This is a genomic window from Geobacillus genomosp. 3, from assembly GCF_000445995.2.
Classification (GTDB): Bacteria; Bacillota; Bacilli; order Bacillales; family Anoxybacillaceae; genus Geobacillus.
Genome location: NC_022080.4, coordinates 2,694,296 through 2,709,153, shown reverse-complemented (window position 1 = coordinate 2,709,153; position 14,858 = coordinate 2,694,296). Strand labels below are relative to the sequence as shown.

At 54.7% G+C, this 14,858-nt stretch carries 14 protein-coding genes; 10 read left to right on the top strand and 4 right to left on the bottom strand.

The features are described from left to right. Nucleotides 1-35: 35 nt before the first annotated feature. On the bottom strand, nucleotides 36-638 hold the full coding sequence (rpsD, locus tag M493_RS13500; protein WP_020960923.1) for a 30S ribosomal protein S4: 603 nt from the start codon (nucleotides 636-638) through the stop codon (nucleotides 36-38). Nucleotides 639-971: 333 nt separating this feature from the next. On the opposite strand from rpsD, the gene M493_RS13495 reads away from it, so the two are divergent. Next, nucleotides 972-2,807: a sensor domain-containing diguanylate cyclase gene (locus tag M493_RS13495; protein WP_020960922.1), complete on the top strand. Its 1,836-nt coding sequence runs from the start codon at nucleotides 972-974 to the stop codon at nucleotides 2,805-2,807. Between the two features lie 52 nt (nucleotides 2,808-2,859). Here M493_RS13495 and M493_RS13490 read toward each other — a convergent pair whose 3' ends face one another. Continuing rightward, nucleotides 2,860-3,336, bottom strand: coding sequence for a GAF domain-containing protein (locus M493_RS13490; RefSeq protein WP_020960921.1), 477 nt, complete (start codon nucleotides 3,334-3,336; stop codon nucleotides 2,860-2,862). Nucleotides 3,337-3,386: 50 nt separating this feature from the next. Continuing rightward, nucleotides 3,387-4,190, bottom strand: coding sequence for a histidinol-phosphatase HisJ (gene hisJ, locus M493_RS13485; RefSeq protein WP_020960920.1), 804 nt, complete (start codon nucleotides 4,188-4,190; stop codon nucleotides 3,387-3,389). Between the two features lie 191 nt (nucleotides 4,191-4,381). On the opposite strand from hisJ, the gene ezrA reads away from it, so the two are divergent. The 5 genes from ezrA (at nucleotide 4,382) to mbcS (ending at nucleotide 10,825) form a co-directional block, all read left to right on the top strand. After that, the gene (ezrA, locus tag M493_RS13480) at nucleotides 4,382-6,085 is read left to right on the top strand and encodes a septation ring formation regulator EzrA (RefSeq protein WP_020960919.1); all 1,704 of its coding nucleotides are present in this window, start codon (nucleotides 4,382-4,384) and stop codon (nucleotides 6,083-6,085) included. Between the two features lie 148 nt (nucleotides 6,086-6,233). Further along, nucleotides 6,234-7,379: a cysteine desulfurase family protein gene (locus M493_RS13475; RefSeq protein ID WP_020960918.1), complete on the top strand. Its 1,146-nt coding sequence runs from the start codon at nucleotides 6,234-6,236 to the stop codon at nucleotides 7,377-7,379. Between the two features lie 7 nt (nucleotides 7,380-7,386). Further along, nucleotides 7,387-8,592, top strand: coding sequence for a tRNA uracil 4-sulfurtransferase ThiI (thiI, locus tag M493_RS13470; RefSeq protein ID WP_041267986.1), 1,206 nt, complete (start codon nucleotides 7,387-7,389; stop codon nucleotides 8,590-8,592). A gap of 80 nt (nucleotides 8,593-8,672) precedes the next feature. Next, the gene (locus M493_RS13465) at nucleotides 8,673-8,879 is read left to right on the top strand and encodes an alpha/beta-type small acid-soluble spore protein (RefSeq protein ID WP_020960916.1); all 207 of its coding nucleotides are present in this window, start codon (nucleotides 8,673-8,675) and stop codon (nucleotides 8,877-8,879) included. A gap of 350 nt (nucleotides 8,880-9,229) precedes the next feature. After that, nucleotides 9,230-10,825, top strand: coding sequence for an acyl-CoA synthetase MbcS (gene mbcS / locus M493_RS13460; protein WP_020960915.1), 1,596 nt, complete (start codon nucleotides 9,230-9,232; stop codon nucleotides 10,823-10,825). A 156-nt stretch (nucleotides 10,826-10,981) separates the two neighbouring features. Here mbcS and M493_RS13455 read toward each other — a convergent pair whose 3' ends face one another. Then, on the bottom strand, nucleotides 10,982-11,785 hold the full coding sequence (locus M493_RS13455; protein WP_020960914.1) for an NAD kinase: 804 nt from the start codon (nucleotides 11,783-11,785) through the stop codon (nucleotides 10,982-10,984). A gap of 109 nt (nucleotides 11,786-11,894) precedes the next feature. On the opposite strand from M493_RS13455, the gene sppA reads away from it, so the two are divergent. The 4 genes from sppA to ytfJ all read left to right on the top strand — a co-directional run bounded on the left by sppA (nucleotide 11,895) and on the right by ytfJ (nucleotide 14,675). After that, a complete protein-coding gene (gene sppA, locus M493_RS13450) occupies nucleotides 11,895-12,902 on the top strand; it encodes a signal peptide peptidase SppA (RefSeq protein ID WP_020960913.1) in 1,008 nt (335 codons plus the stop codon). A 13-nt stretch (nucleotides 12,903-12,915) separates the two neighbouring features. Then, nucleotides 12,916-13,389, top strand: a complete 474-nt coding sequence (locus M493_RS13445) for an RDD family protein (RefSeq protein WP_020960912.1) — start codon at nucleotides 12,916-12,918, stop codon at nucleotides 13,387-13,389. 171 nt (nucleotides 13,390-13,560) lie between these two features. Beyond that, on the top strand, nucleotides 13,561-14,193 hold the full coding sequence (locus M493_RS13440; protein WP_128754865.1) for a DUF2953 domain-containing protein: 633 nt from the start codon (nucleotides 13,561-13,563) through the stop codon (nucleotides 14,191-14,193). Nucleotides 14,194-14,204: 11 nt separating this feature from the next. After that, nucleotides 14,205-14,675: a GerW family sporulation protein gene (ytfJ, locus tag M493_RS13435; RefSeq protein WP_020960910.1), complete on the top strand. Its 471-nt coding sequence runs from the start codon at nucleotides 14,205-14,207 to the stop codon at nucleotides 14,673-14,675. Nucleotides 14,676-14,858: the final 183 nt, after the last annotated feature.

The window sequence follows — 14,858 nt, the reverse complement described above, 5'->3', positions numbered from 1 at the left end:
CGAAATGCATTGGCATTTCGGATCTTTTTTGCGCCTTAACGCGAGTAGAACTCGACGATGAGCGCTTCGTTGATTTCCGCCGGCAGTTCGGAACGTTCCGGCAGGCGCGTGTACGTACCTTCCAGTTTTTCCGGATCAAACGACAAATAGTCCGGAACGAAGTTGTTCGCTTCCATCGCTTCTTTGATCACTTGCAAGTTGCGCGATTTTTCGCGGACCGCGATCGTTTGCCCCGGTTTGACGCGGTACGACGGGATGTTGACGCGGTTGCCGTCGACCAAAATGTGGCCGTGCGTCACAAGCTGGCGGGCTTGGCGGCGCGTGCGGGCCAACCCTAAACGGTAGACGAGGTTGTCAAGGCGCGATTCGAGCAAAACCATAAAGTTTTCGCCGTGTTTGCCCGGCATTTTGCCCGCTTCTTCAAACGTTTTGCGGAATTGGCGCTCGTTGACGCCGTACAGATGGCGCAGCTTTTGTTTTTCTTGCAGCTGCAAGCCATATTCCGACAACTTTCTCCGTTGGCCTGGGCCGTGTTGGCCTGGCGCGTACGGACGTTTTTGCAGTTCTTTCCCCGTGCCGCTTAACGAGATGCCGAGGCGGCGGGAAATTTTCCATGTAGGTCCCGTATAACGAGCCATTTATTGCTCCTCCTTATGCTTTTATTCCCGTAAAATAAAAGCAGATGTGCGCCAACAATTATGGCCATTTTGTTTTCATGTATCCTCGCTCTAGCAGCTAAGAGTTACACGATACACCTCGGCGGGCCGAGGAACAAAATGAACCATAAAGGTGGGCACAAAGGCTGCTATATTTTACACAAAGGTTATTATATGATTTTTACAGAGGGAAGTCAATATTTTGTTTCCCTTCTTCACTATTTGTATGATATAATAAAAGATGCAATTTTTAGAAAAATTTTGTCATCCATTCTCTCATTTGGAATGATGATGCCAGTTTAGGTGGAAAAGGCGATGAAACGGGAAGAAACGAAACGATATGAATCGTTTAAACAAAAATTTTTCCACTGGTTTTTGGCGTTTCAGGACGACGGGCCGTTTTCGGCAGCGGCAGGCGGGCTGTTGGCGCTGTTGAAAGAAGAGCTGGCGCTGCAAGGGGCCGCGCTGTATTTGTTTGACCCGTCGCGCGACTCTTTTTATCTTGAGGCGGCCGCAGGCGGGCTGCCGGCGGCGGGGCGGATTGCGGCGGGCAAAGGGCGGGAGATCGTTGTGGTGGATGACGGCGGGCCGCGTCTGGCCGCCCGCCTCTTTTTCCTGCTTTCCGAAGAGGCGCCGGCGATGGTTGAGCTTGTGTATGAAAAAGGCCGCAGCATCGATGAACCGCTGCTTGAAACGCTGAGAGCGGATTTGGCCCGGTTGTTCCGCAAACTAGGTGCGCTGTCACAAGGGAAGGGCGAGGAGAACCGGTACGAGCAGCTGCATCGCTTTGCGGCCAAAATCCATTCCACGATGCAAATTGACGATGTGTTGGAAGAAATTATTCGCACGCTGCAAAATGTCTATCCTTCGTTTACATACTATCTTCTGTTGTCGCACGATAACCACGTGCGCGGGAACTTGCCGATTAAACCGCTGATGTTGGACGAGGGGGAAGGGCAAACGGCGGCGCTGCGGGCGTTTTTGACCGGGCAGGTGCAGTGCGAGGAGACGGCGGCGCCGCAGCGCTCAGTGCTGTATGCGCCCATTAAAGGGGTGCAAGCGGTGTATGGGGTGATTCAAATTATCGCCCCGCACGCGGCGCCATTTCCGAGGCGGGAAATGAATTTTATTTCGCTGTTGGCCGGGACGGCCGGCAGCGCGCTTGAGAACGCCAAGCTGTACGAGCAGTCGCGCCGGCTTGTCAGTGACTTGCAGCTCATCAATGACACGATGCGCGAACTGAACGCCCGGTTGCGGCTGTATGAAGGAATTGAGTATATGGTGGCGCAAATTCGCCGGTCGTTCGGCGCTGATGAAGTCGGGTTTTTCTTGTTTGCCGGCGGCCGGCGCGAACTTTTGCCGGGAAGCACGCCGTTTTTTGCCGACGCATCAGCCGGACGCTATGTCGAATGGGTCGAAGAGCGGCGCCGCAGCGGAAATGATATTATCTTTGCCGGCGATGTACACCCATCCGCTTTTGGGCCGTTTCGCTCCGTCATGGCGGCGCCGATGCTGCAAAATAAAGAGACAAAAGGCGTCTGCATCGTGCTCGCCCGCGAGCCGTACCGGTTTACGTTTGATATGTTTAAGCTGCTTGAGTCGCTCGTTCAGCACTCGACACTGGCGTTTATGAACGCGATTTTGCGCGAAGAACTCGAAAAACTCGTCGTCACCGATTATTTGACGAAGCTGTATACGCGCCGTTATTTGGATGAGGCGATCCAAAAATCGATGGAAGCGGATGCATTTGGGGCGCTTCTTTTAATTGACATCGATAACTTTAAGCAAATTAACGATCTTTACGGTCACCAAACAGGCGACGATGTGCTCGTTCAAGTGGCGGAGATGATCCGCGCCAACATTCGCGATGACGATATAGCAGCGCGCTGGGGCGGGGAAGAGATGGCCTTGTATTTGCCGAACGTGGCGCTCGCTGACGCCGTTTCGGTTGCCCGCCGCATCGTTGAAAAAGTGAGGGAGCACACGATTCCGCCTGTGACCGTTTCGTGTGGCATTTCATGGTGGGGACGCCATTGCCGTGATGATGCACAACAGCTGTTCAAACGGGCGGATGCGGCGCTGTATATGGCGAAGGAGACGGGGAAAAATTGCATTTTTGTCCATGACCACTGTCAATCGTATAAAGTGTGAAAAAGGAATCCGAACAGGCGGATTCCTTCTTCACGCCGGCCGCTGTTTCAGCTTATGGCGAAACGAGCACACCGGCAAATTGCTCTAAATAGCGGCGGTCAACGTCATCAAAGCGGTTTTTCACCGGACTGTCGATGTCAAGGACGCCGATGACGCGCCCTTCCTTCATGAGCGGCACGACGATTTCCGATTGGGACGCCGCATCGCAAGCGATATGGCCTGGAAATTCGTGCACATCCGGGACGACGATCGTCCGCCGCTCGGCGGCCGCCGTGCCGCACACCCCCTTGCCAAACGGAATGCGGACGCACGCCGGCAAGCCTTGGAACGGGCCGAGCACAAGCTCGTCGCCATCCGTCAAGTAAAACCCGACCCAGTTGATATCGGGGAGGAATTGATGGAGCAGGGCGGCGGCGTTCGCCAAGTTGGCGATCATGCTCGGCTCACCGGCGATGAGCGCCTTCAGCTGCTCGATGACGAGCGCATAATTTTCTTCGCGTGTACCGCTGTAGACAGTTGGATGAAACACTTAGTTGCCCTCCTTTTTTGGCCCATTTTTAGGATGACGTCCGGCGGCTGTCAAACCGAAAGCGCCTCGCGATCCATGACGTCCCGCCCTTGATGCAAGTCGGCGGCGCAATGGGCGTCCGAACCGTACACGATCGGGATGCCGCGCCGCTGCGCTTCGGCAATGAGAGAGTTGGGCGGATACGGCTCGCGGCAGAGCGGTTTGGCGGCGCCGGCGCCGTTGTAGTCGATTTCATAGCCGAACTGCTCGATGCTATCGAGAATGGCCAACATGCGCCCGGTCATCGGCTCGCGGCACGGAAAGCGGCGCCAAAACTTGCGCACAAGCGTCATATGGCCGATGCGTTTCGGTTTGTAGCGGCCAAGGTCGGCGCGGATGGACTGATGCACCGTGTCGTAATAGGCCGCGTGCACACGCTCGACCGAGCCGAACAGACGGACGATGTCGGCAAACATGTCAGCGCTGTAGTCAAGGCATACGTATCGGCCTTCGTGCGCTAAAAAATGAACCGATAAAATGCTGTCGTCAAGGAGCGGGCCGACCTCATCGAGCAGCCGGGCGGTCTCTTCCTCAAAGCCGGGGATAAAGTCGACCTCAAGCCCGACGCGGATCGTAATATCATGGCGGTAGCGCGCTTTCACATCGGCAACGGCGGCCAAATAGCGTTCCAACGCGCTGTGCGCCATGGCGCTGTCCTGCTCCGGCGTCGGGTCAAGAAACCGCTCCGGCAGCGGGGCATGTTCAGTGAAGGAAATGTCGGTGTAGCCGAGCGCAATCGCCCGTTCGACATATTGCTCGAGCCGGTCATGACTTCCGTGCGGGCAAAACGGTGTATGAATATGGCCGTCACGCAAAGCGGAGCCCCCCTTTCTTTTATATGTATCATAGCAAAACAAGTGAAGATTCTTGTAAAAAAAAAATAAAAATTTTGGTCAAAACATGTCGTGAACATGGTATCATAGAACCATTGAAAAACAAATATTTTTGCCTTCTCCGCCATTTTCATTCATTTCGGATTAGCTGGAGTGCAAGGGGGCATTCGTGTATGGAAATCGTATGGATCGTTCTGCTCCTCGGCGCAGGAGCAATCATATACAATCATATGTATCGGAAACGGATGTATCGGGAAATCGACCGGCTTGAGGAATGGAAAATCGAACTGATGAACCGGCCGGTGCCGGACGAGCTCGCGAAAGTGAAGCAGTTGAACATGACCGGGGAAACGGAGCAGCTGTTTGAACGATGGCGCCAACAATGGGATGAAATCGTGGCCGTGAAGCTGCCGAATGTCGAAGAACAGCTGTTTGACACCGAGACGCTTCTCGAGAAATATCGGTACCGGCAGGCGCGCCGGCTGCTCGGGCAAACGGAGGACGGGCTGCGCCGCCTTGAGGAAGAGGTGCATCAAATCATTCATGAAGTCAACGAGCTGATCGGAAGCGAAGAGCAGAGCCGGGCTGAAATTGAAGAGCTGCGCACCGCCCACCGGGAGGCGAAGAAAACGTTGCTCGCTTACCGGTATACGTTTGGAGCGGCTGCCGAGCTGCTCGATGTCCGCCTGGCCGAGGCGGAAAAGCACTTTCAGTCATTTGCGGAATTGACGGAAGCCGGCAACTACTTGGCGGCGCGTGACGTCGTTTTGGCGCTCAGGCAGGAGCTTGACCGCCTCGCTGCGATGATGAAGGACATTCCGGCGCTGCTTGGCGAGTGCCAAACGTCCCTTCCCGCCCAGCTTGCCGAGCTCGCTGACGGCTATCGGGAAATGGAACAAAACGGGTACATACTTGACCACTTGGATGTCGAACGCGCGATCGAGGAAAAACAGAACAAAATTCAGCAGTGTCTGGCGATGATTGGCGAGCTGCGTGTGGAAGAGGCAAAGCAGACGCTCGCCGAGCTGAAGGAGGAAATCGACGCGCTGTACGATTCACTTGAACAAGAAGTGCTGGCCCATCAGTATGTGCAGAAGGAAATGCCGCGCATTGGCGGCATGCTTGAAGAGCTCGCCGCCGACGCGAAAGAAACGCAGGCGGAAGCGCTGTTCGTCCAACAAAGCTACCATCTGCCGCCGGGCGACCTTGAAAAATACCGGAGCATTGAAAAGCAGCTGCACCAGCTGCAAAAGCGGTTTTGGCTCATCCATGACCGCGCCGCCGAGGCGAAAACTGCCTATTCGCTGCTAAAAGAAGAGCTGGAACAGCTCGTTGGGCACATCGGCATGATGAAGGAAGAGCATGAGCAGTTTCGGGTGATGCTGCAGACGTTGCGCAAAGACGAACTGATTGCCCGCGAAAAGCTCGACCACATGAGAAAAACGCTATCCGAAGCGCTTCGCCTCGTGCAAAAAAGCCGGCTGCCGGGGCTGTCGGAGTCTTATTCACACGAGCTTGCAGAGGCCAAAACGAGCTTGCAAACCGTCGCCGCCCGCCTTGAGGAAAAGCCGCTCGACATGCCGGCGGTCGACGAGGCGCTCGAAGAGGCCAAAGTGTCTGTTGAACGGTTGTATGAGCGGACAGTCGAAATGGTCGAACAGGCGGCGTTGGCCGAACGGACGATTCAATACGGCAACCGCTACCGCCGCCGTTATCCGGCGGTTCACAAAGGACTTGAGGAAGCCGAATTTTTGTTCCGCCATTACGATTACGAAGAAGCGCTCCGGCAGGCGGTGGCGACGATTGAAAGCGTTGAGCCGGGCGCGTTCAATCGCGTGCAGCAGCTTTGGCGGGCGGATGATGGGGGCGAAAGCTGATCCAAACCCGATAAATATCGGCAAAATCCGATATTTATCGGGTTTTTGGCGAATAATGTAAGTGTATGTGTGTTTTCATTGCTGTTTTCGGCCCGCTTTTATATGATGGTTATGTACATTTGCCGATGACGAGCGGAGGATGGAAACGATGATTTATCTTGATAACAGCGCGACGACGAAACCGTTCCCGGAAGTGATCGATTCGTTTGTCACGGTCGCGACGGACTATTTTGCCAATCCGTCTTCGCTCCATGGGCTGGGCATGAGGGCGGAACGGCTGCTTGGGCAGGCGCGCGAACAAATCGCCGCCATGCTGCGCGTCAAGGCGAACGAGGTTGTGTTCACGTCCGGCGGGACGGAAGCGAACAACTTCGCCATCAAAGGGGTCGCCTGGCAGTATCGGCAGCGCGGCCGGCACATCATTACGACAAAGATCGAGCATCCGTCCGTCGCAGAGCCGTGTCGCCAGCTGGAAGAGCTCGGCTTTGCGGTGACGTACTTGCCGGTTGACCGGGAAGGAAGAGTGTCACCCGCACAAATCGAACGCGCGCTGCGCGACGATACGATTCTCGTTTCAATCATGCATGTGAACAACGAAGTCGGCACCGTACAGCCGATTGAAGAAATCGGGGCGCTTTTAGCCCGCTATCCGAAGACGCTGTTTCATGTCGACCGGGTGCAAGGCATCAGCAAAGTGCCGCTCGATTTGAAACAGGCGGGCGTCGACTTATGCACGATATCGGCCCATAAATTTCACGGATTGCGCGGTGCCGGTGTACTGTACGTCCGCGAAGGCGTCCGCTTGGCGCCATTAATGGCCGGCGGCGGACAGGAAATGCGGTTTCGGTCCGGCACGGAAAATGTCGCCGCCATTGTCGCGATGGCCAAAGCGCTCCGCCTTGCCATGGAGAGATACGGGCGGGAGATCGACCGGCTCAAGGCGCTCAAAGACGAGTGGCTGACCGCTCTTTCCGCCATTCCGGACATTGAGATCAACACGCCGCGGGACGGCGCCGCCCCGCATATCATCAACTTTTCCTTAAAGCGCGGCATGAAGCCGGAAGTGTTCGTTCATGAACTGGAAAAAAGCGGTGTTTACGTCTCGACAACATCGGCTTGTTCGTCGAAAAAAAAGGCGCCGAGCCAAACGCTGCTGGCCATGGGGGTTGGCGAAGACCGGGCCGAGCGCGGCATCCGCATCAGCTTGTCGTTTGACAATACACGGGAAGAGATCGCGCCGGCAGTGGCGGCCATCCGACAGGCGATCAAAACATTAAGCGAGGTAACGGGATAATATGGAGATGAAGTATGACCGCATTTTAATCCGTTATGGGGAAATGACGACGAAAGGAAAAAACCGCAATGTGTTCGTGCGGCGGCTGAAACAAAACATCGCCCGCAAACTGCAGGCATTTCCTAGAATTCAGATTGAATATATGCGCGACCGGATGTACATTTTATTAAACGGTGAGCCGCACGAGCCGATCATCGACAAGCTGAAAACCGTCTTTGGCATCCATTCGTTCAGCTTGGCGATGAAATGCGAAAACGACTTGGCGGCGATCAAAGAAACGGCGCTCGCCGCCATCCGGCAGCTGCCGTACAAAGGAAAAACGTTTAAAGTGAGCGCCCGTCGCGTCAATAAACAGTTTCCGTACCGAAGCGACGAGTTGAACCATGAAATCGGGGCGCATATTTTGCGGCAGACGGACGACTTGACGGTCAATGTGCGCGAGCCGGACATCGATGTGCGCGTCGAAGTGCGCCAAGACGGCACGTATGTCACATGCCGCGACATTTTCGGCGCTGGCGGCCTGCCGGTCGGGACGAGCGGCAAGGCGATGCTCATGCTCTCCGGCGGCATCGACAGCCCGGTCGCTGGGTATTTGGCGATGAAGCGCGGCTTGGAAATTGAGGCGGTTCACTTTTTCAGCCCGCCGTTTACCAGCGAGCGGGCGAAGCAAAAGGTGATTGATTTAGTGCGCAAGCTGACGACGTACGGTGGAAAAATGAAGCTGCACATCGTGCCGTTTACCGAAGTGCAGCAAGCCATTTACCAAGGGGTGCCCAACGAATACTCGCTCATTTCCACCCGGCGGGCGATGTTAACCATTACGGATGCCTTGCGCCGCCGCCAGCGGGCGTTGGCGATCGTCACCGGGGAAAGTCTCGGCCAAGTGGCGAGCCAGACGCTTGAAAGCATGCACGTCATTAACGAAGTGACGAACACACCGATTTTGCGCCCGCTCATTTCCATGGATAAAATGGAAATTATCGAGATGGCGAAGCACATCGACACCCACGATATTTCGATTCTTCCATACGAAGACTGCTGCACCATTTTTACGCCGCGGGCGCCGAAAACGAAGCCAAAAAAAGAGAAAGTGCTCCATTATGAGCGCGAACTCGATCTCGCTCCGCTGCTCGAGAAGGCGATCAACGAGACGGAAACGATGGTGATGGACGAAGAGACTGGGCGGACGGACGAGTTTGCCGGACTGTTCTAAATCTCAAAATTTACCAAAAGCGTTGCTGCATATGGCCGTCTGTTTTCACACATTCTATAGACACAAGGAGGTGAAAACAGATGGCACGCAACAACAACAACAATCAATTGCTTGTTCCGGGTGCCCAACAAGCGCTCGAACAAATGAAATATGAAATCGCCCAAGAATTTGGCGTCAATTTAGGCGCTGACACGACTTCCCGCGCCAACGGTTCGGTCGGCGGCGAGATCACGAAACGTCTCGTAGCCATGGCGCAACAACAATTGGGCGGTGCACGCCAATTTTAATTTCATATGATGGCTTCACGGCGGGGTCTTCCCCGCCGTTTATCATTTTGAACGAGAAGATCCCCGCTTCCACGCGCGGGCGTCAGTGGGGGAGAAATCGGGATTTGCCGCTACTCTTGCTTCCGCAAAACAGAAACGGAAGATATAGAACACACGTTCCTGTATACGAAAGGAAAGATCATACATAGAGTCTGCCGCGGGGCGGGTGTTTCCAAGAATCTCCCACCTTGAAGCGTACGTGGAGGTGGGAGAGCGTTCAAGATGTCAAAAAAGTATTCAAAATATAACAACTGTTTTGTATAATGAAAATGCCGGCACCGGCAAACTAACGAGGAACAGGGGGAGGAACGATGAGGCGGGAAGAATTGATCGCGCCTGAGCGGTACAATTTAACATCGGAAATGGAAAGACACGCAACGGCTGATCCGGATCGGATCGCGTTAAAATGGGAAAACGAGCAAGGGGAAACGCGGGAGATTACATACGGCCGTCTGATGGCGCGCGCCAATCAAATTGGAAACGCTTTCTTATCGCGCGGTCTTCAGAAAGGAGACAAAGTGCTTGTCATGGTGCCGCGCCTCATTGAGGCATATGAAGTGTATGTAGGGGCGCTCAAAGCCGGGCTGGTTGTCATTCCGAGCTCGGAGATGCTGCGGACAAAAGATTTGCAATACCGGCTGTTCCACGGGGAAGTAAAGGCGATCGTCGCCTACGAACCGTATCTCGGCGAGTTCGCTCCGATCGATGGCATCGATCAACTGCTCAAATTTTCGATTGGCGAACACGTTCATGACGGCTGGCTGCCGCTTGAAGCGTGCATGGCAAAGGAAAGCGAGGTGCTTGAAGCGGCAGACACGTCGCGCGATGATATGGCGTTTTTATCGTACACATCCGGCACGACCGGCAATCCGAAAGGGGTTGTGCATTGCCATGGCTGGGCGTACGCCCATTTGCGCACAGCGGCGAAAAACTGGCTGTGCATTGAAGAGGGCGATCTCGTCTGGGCGACGGCCGGACCGGGATGGCAAAAATGGATTTGGAGTCCGTTTTTGTCGGTGCTTGGCTCAGGGGCGACCGGCTTTGTCTATTACGGCCGTTTTGAGCCGGAAACATATTTGCGGCTGCTCGAAAAATATCAAATCAATGTGCTTTGCTGCACGCCGACCGAGTACCGTCTGATGGCGAAAGTGCCGGACATCGGCCGCTACGATTTGTCCCCTCTCCATAGCGCCGTTTCAGCCGGTGAGCCGCTCAACCGCGAAGTGATCGACACGTTTGCCAAACATTTCGGCATCGAAGTGCGAGACGGCTACGGGCAGACGGAAAATACGCTGCTGGTCGGCGTCATGAAAGGAATGGAGATCAAGCCGGGCTCGATGGGGAAACCGACGCCGGGCAACCGCGTCGAGATTATCGATGAAAACGGTGAGCCGTGCCCGCCGGGACAAGTCGGCGATATCGCCGTCCATGTCGAAACGCCGGCGTTGTTTAAACATTACTACAAAGACCCGGAGCGGACAGCGATGCAGTTCCGCGGCGATTACTACATCACCGGCGACAAGGCGCGCAAAGACGAAGACGGCTATTTTTGGTTTGAAGGGCGCGGCGATGACATCATCATCAGTTCCGGGTATACGATCGGTCCGTTTGAAGTCGAAGACGCCCTCGTCAAACATCCGGCGGTGAAAGAATGCGCGGTTGTCGCCAGCCCGGATGAAGTGCGCGGCCATGTCGTCAAGGCGTTCGTCGTCTTGCGCGAAGGGATCGACCAAACTGATCCGTCCCTCATCCCGGCGTTGCAAGAACATGTCAAACAGTTGACCGCCCCATACAAGTATCCGCGCAAAATCGAATTTGTCAACGACTTGCCGAAAACGGTGTCCGGCAAAATCCGCCGCGTCGAGCTGCGCGAGCGGGAAGCGCGCCTCTTCGGCCGGTCGTCATAAACGCCGCGGCACGGGGTTTTGCGACGTGAGCTTAGCGAAGTCCGTCTCGGCCCGGCTTTCACGCGGCCCGTTTCAGGAAGAGGAAGCGGGCCGCGTGAAGCGATCCGCAAAGCGAAAGGGTGTTCTGCCGACGCAGAGCACCCTTTTTTGCGATCGCTACAAAAAGACGCGCTTCACTTTATCCCAAAACGAATTGTCTTTTAAGCGCACCGTTTTCACGACCCGGTCGCTCAGACGGATGTCGATCCGTTCAATATGCTGGATGCTGAGCGCTTCATTGTCGAGGCCGATGATCGGAAAATGGCTTGTTTCCTCCGAAATTTTCAGCGTCAGCGTCCGCGTGCCGCTCAAAATGAACGGCGAGCCGAGCGTGCGGTAACGGTTGCTGTTGAGCGAGGCGAGTTCACTCACTTGGAAGCACGGCAGGAGCGGATCGACGACCGCTCCGCGCACCGACTTGTTGTAGCCGGTGCTGCCGGTCGGCGTTGAGACGATAATGCCATCGCCGCGGAACGTCTCAAAATGCAAGTCGTCGATGAACACGTCGACCGCCATCGTTTTAATGATTTGTGAGCGGATGGAACATTCGTTCAAACAGAAAAACGAAGCCGTCCCGTCGATCGTCACTTCAATAACCGGATAGCGCCGCACTTCGAGTTTCCAGTTTCTAGCCGCCTCGGCCATATGGTCGATATCGTCGATTTGGAAATCACAATAAAACCCGCGCGCCGGCAGCGTTGATACCCCGACGTATAAACGGTCGGGATGGAATCCGGTCTGCCGGACCGCCTGCAAAAATGCCCCGTCATCGCCGATGCTGACGATAATGTTCGCTTCCCGGGCGTCGTCGACAACGACAAACGGCCCGCGCTCGGCCCGCTCGATGAGCGGCTTTACCCGTTCGATCAGCTCATCGTCATGCTTATAAAAAAAATAAAGACGGTTGCGTTCCATGTCCATATTTTGCGCCCTCCCAATGGCATCAAATCTTGAACCGATGTACAATGAATATTGTATCACGTTTGCCATGATTCTAAAAATATGGCAGCCGATGCAAAGGGGGAAGAGGATGAATCGAAAACGGTGGACGGCGCTGGCGATCGCTGCTGCTCTATTTATTATGTCCGTACTCGTTAATACCATCGGTGCACTGCTGTCTGACGAGGCCGGAACATGGTCGGAAAACTGGCTGACGCTTATGGAGGAGCCGTTTAGCGAGGAGGTCGTCGAAGACGGTGACCCGCTGCAAAAAATCGCCGTGCTGGAAGTGAGCGGTGTCATTGAGGAGGCAGCGGAAGCCGATGCGTTGTTGGCCTCGCCGCTTTATAACCATCAGACGTTTTTGCAAATGATCAGACAAGTGAAAGAAGATGACGATGTCAAAGCGGTCGTGTTGCGCATCAACTCGCCGGGCGGCGGGGTGGCCGAAAGCGCGGAAATTCACGATCAGCTGCTGAAGCTGAAAAACGAAACGAAAAAGCCGATTTACGTATCGATGGGGGCGATGGCAGCATCAGGCGGCTATTACATCGCAACAGCCGGCGATAAAATTTTTGCCAGCCCGGAGACGATCACTGGCTCGATCGGCGTCATTATGCAAAGCTTGAACTACGAACAGCTGGCGAAAAAATACGGCGTCGAGCTCGTCACGATCAAAAGCGGCCCGTACAAAGACATCATGAATCCGGCGCGCAAAATGACCGATGCGGAGCGGGACATTTTGCAGCGGCTGATCAACCAGTCGTACGAGGCGTTTGTCGATGTCATTGCCGAAGGGAGAAAGCTGCCGGAAGAGACGGTGCGCAAGCTGGCGGACGGCCGCATTTACGACGGCCGGCAGGCGAAAGCGCTCCGGTTGATTGATGAGCTTGGCTATTTGGACGATGCGATTGCCGCGCTGAAAAAAGAGCATCGGCTCGCAGACGCCCAAGTGGTGAAATATGTAAGCGGTGCCCCATGGAGTTCGTTGTTTGCGCTCGCTTCCAGCAAGGCCAAGCCGGACAGCGAAGCGGCCGAACTGCTCCGGTTGTTGTCGCAGCCGTCCTCGCCGCGGCTTATGTATTTATACGCCGAGTAAGGGGGATGAAAACATGGAGGACATGCAAACGGCGGCGTCGACGGCGTCCATCCCCGATGCGGCGGTGGACTCCGCCCCCCGCTACGGCGGATTTTGGCTCCGCTTTTGGGCGTATTTGCTTGACGTCGTCGTCGTTTCAAGTGTAAACCGGCTCATTGTTTGGCCGTTGTTTCGTTGGCTCGATCTGCCGCTTGAGCGGGAAGACATGTTCGCCCCAGCCTCAGTGGCGGCGGCAGTCGTCTTTTACGCCTACTTTGTATTGATGACAAAAGCGTTCGGACAGACGCTTGGCAAAATGGTGTTCGGCTTAAAAGTTGTCGACGAGCGGGGCGTGCCGCTCACGTGGCTGACCGTGCTGTTTCGGGAAGTGATCGGAAAGTTCATCAGCAAAACATTGCTGTTTGTCGGTTTTTTATTTGTCGCTTTTTCGGAAAAGAAAAAAGGGATGCACGACCAGTTTGCCGATACGATCGTCATTCGCGATTGACTCGCTTTTGTTCGGATCGGCCTCTCATCCATCATATCCACCTGCCGCAATGGCAGGTTTATTTTTTTTCCATATGGTGACAATATGATATGGTGAAAGGAAGTGCGGACATTGAGAGTCGTGATCATAGCTGTCGTGGCGGGTATCCTGTTTCTCCTTCTGATCGCATGGATGAAAATCTCGGTGACGATTGTGTTTCGCCATGCCCGAGATGATGATGAGTATAAAATCGTTGTGCGCACGCTATTTGGCCTCATTCGTTATACGGTTCGCGTGCCGCTCATCAAGCTCGAAACCGAACCGGAGTCGCCCGGTGTGGCATTCGTTCATAAAGAAGGAGTCGGGGGGACGCGGGCCAAAAAGGAAAAGAAACGCAAATGGACGCCGGGAGACATAGTGGATTTCTTTCGACAAGTAAAACGATTTCTAAAACAAGTCGTTGACTTGCATGAAATTATGAAACGATTTTACCGCCATATCACGATTACAACATGGGAATGGAAAACGAACATCGGCACCGGTGATGCGGCGTCGACCGGGCTGGTCGCCGGGCTTGGCTGGTCGCTGAAATATACGATCACCGGCGCGGTGAGCCGCTACACGAAGATGAACACGATCCCGGTGATCGTGATCGTTCCCGCGTATGACCGGATTGTCTCGGAAACGTCGTTTTTATGTATGTTTCATTTCCGAATCGGGCATGCTATGGTAGCAGGATTGCGGATCATCAAACATTGGCGCGGACGGCGGCGCCTGCCGAAGCGAAAATCGCTTGCGGCAAGGCAGGCAAATGAAGGCTATTAGGAGGAATGATGATGACGAACCATCCGATCCAAGGGCTAATGACAACCGCGATGGAAAACTTAAAACAAATGATTGACGTCAACACGATTATTGGCGACCCGGTCGAGACGCCGGATGGCAGCGTCATTTTAACGGTGTCGAAGGTCGGGTTCGGGTTTGCAGCCGGCGGCAGCGAGTTTACGCTTGACAGCCAGCAAAACGGCCAAGGGGCGCAAACCGGCGGCAATGGGCAAAACGGGCAAGCCCAGGCAAACGGACATCCGTTTGGCGGCGGCAGCGGCGGCGGTGTGTCGATCACCCCGATCGCGTTTCTCGTCGTCAACTCATCGGGCGTCAAACTTCTCCATCTGGATGAAAGCACGCATTTATACGAAAAAATTCTTGATGTCGCCCCGCAGGCGTTTGAGAAAATTCAAGCAATGCTGAAGAAAAACAAGCAAGACGGTGCAGCTTCTGCCACGGCAAACGACTTTGACATTTAACATCTTTCCGAAAGAAGTCTCCCACTTCGAAGCGAAGGGAAAGTGGGAGATGAATTTCGGTTGGCGTTAACCAACGAATATGATAGAATATGGCTAGAACGGACACCTTTGGAACGAAGGGAAGCGTAAACGGTTCTTGTGTGTGGCTTACCGTTCGGCGAACACACACAAGTCGCTTGAAGC

What these genes read in the sequence shown, in the direction of transcription:
- M493_RS13445 (WP_020960912.1), top strand. Translation starts at nt 12,916, where the DNA reads ATGGAGGACATGCAAACGGCGGCGTCGACGGCGTCCATCCCCGATGCG.
- mbcS (WP_020960915.1), top strand. Translation starts at nt 9,230, where the DNA reads ATGAGGCGGGAAGAATTGATCGCGCCTGAGCGGTACAATTTAACATCG.
- thiI (WP_041267986.1), top strand. Translation starts at nt 7,387, where the DNA reads ATGAAGTATGACCGCATTTTAATCCGTTATGGGGAAATGACGACGAAA.
- rpsD (WP_020960923.1), bottom strand. Translation starts at nt 638, where the DNA reads ATGGCTCGTTATACGGGACCTACATGGAAAATTTCCCGCCGCCTCGGC.
- ezrA (WP_020960919.1), top strand. Translation starts at nt 4,382, where the DNA reads ATGGAAATCGTATGGATCGTTCTGCTCCTCGGCGCAGGAGCAATCATA.
- M493_RS13455 (WP_020960914.1), bottom strand. Translation starts at nt 11,785, where the DNA reads ATGGACATGGAACGCAACCGTCTTTATTTTTTTTATAAGCATGACGAT.
- M493_RS13475 (WP_020960918.1), top strand. Translation starts at nt 6,234, where the DNA reads ATGATTTATCTTGATAACAGCGCGACGACGAAACCGTTCCCGGAAGTG.
- M493_RS13495 (WP_020960922.1), top strand. Translation starts at nt 972, where the DNA reads ATGAAACGGGAAGAAACGAAACGATATGAATCGTTTAAACAAAAATTT.
- M493_RS13465 (WP_020960916.1), top strand. Translation starts at nt 8,673, where the DNA reads ATGGCACGCAACAACAACAACAATCAATTGCTTGTTCCGGGTGCCCAA.
- ytfJ (WP_020960910.1), top strand. Translation starts at nt 14,205, where the DNA reads ATGACGAACCATCCGATCCAAGGGCTAATGACAACCGCGATGGAAAAC.
- sppA (WP_020960913.1), top strand. Translation starts at nt 11,895, where the DNA reads ATGAATCGAAAACGGTGGACGGCGCTGGCGATCGCTGCTGCTCTATTT.
- M493_RS13440 (WP_128754865.1), top strand. Translation starts at nt 13,561, where the DNA reads ATGAAAATCTCGGTGACGATTGTGTTTCGCCATGCCCGAGATGATGAT.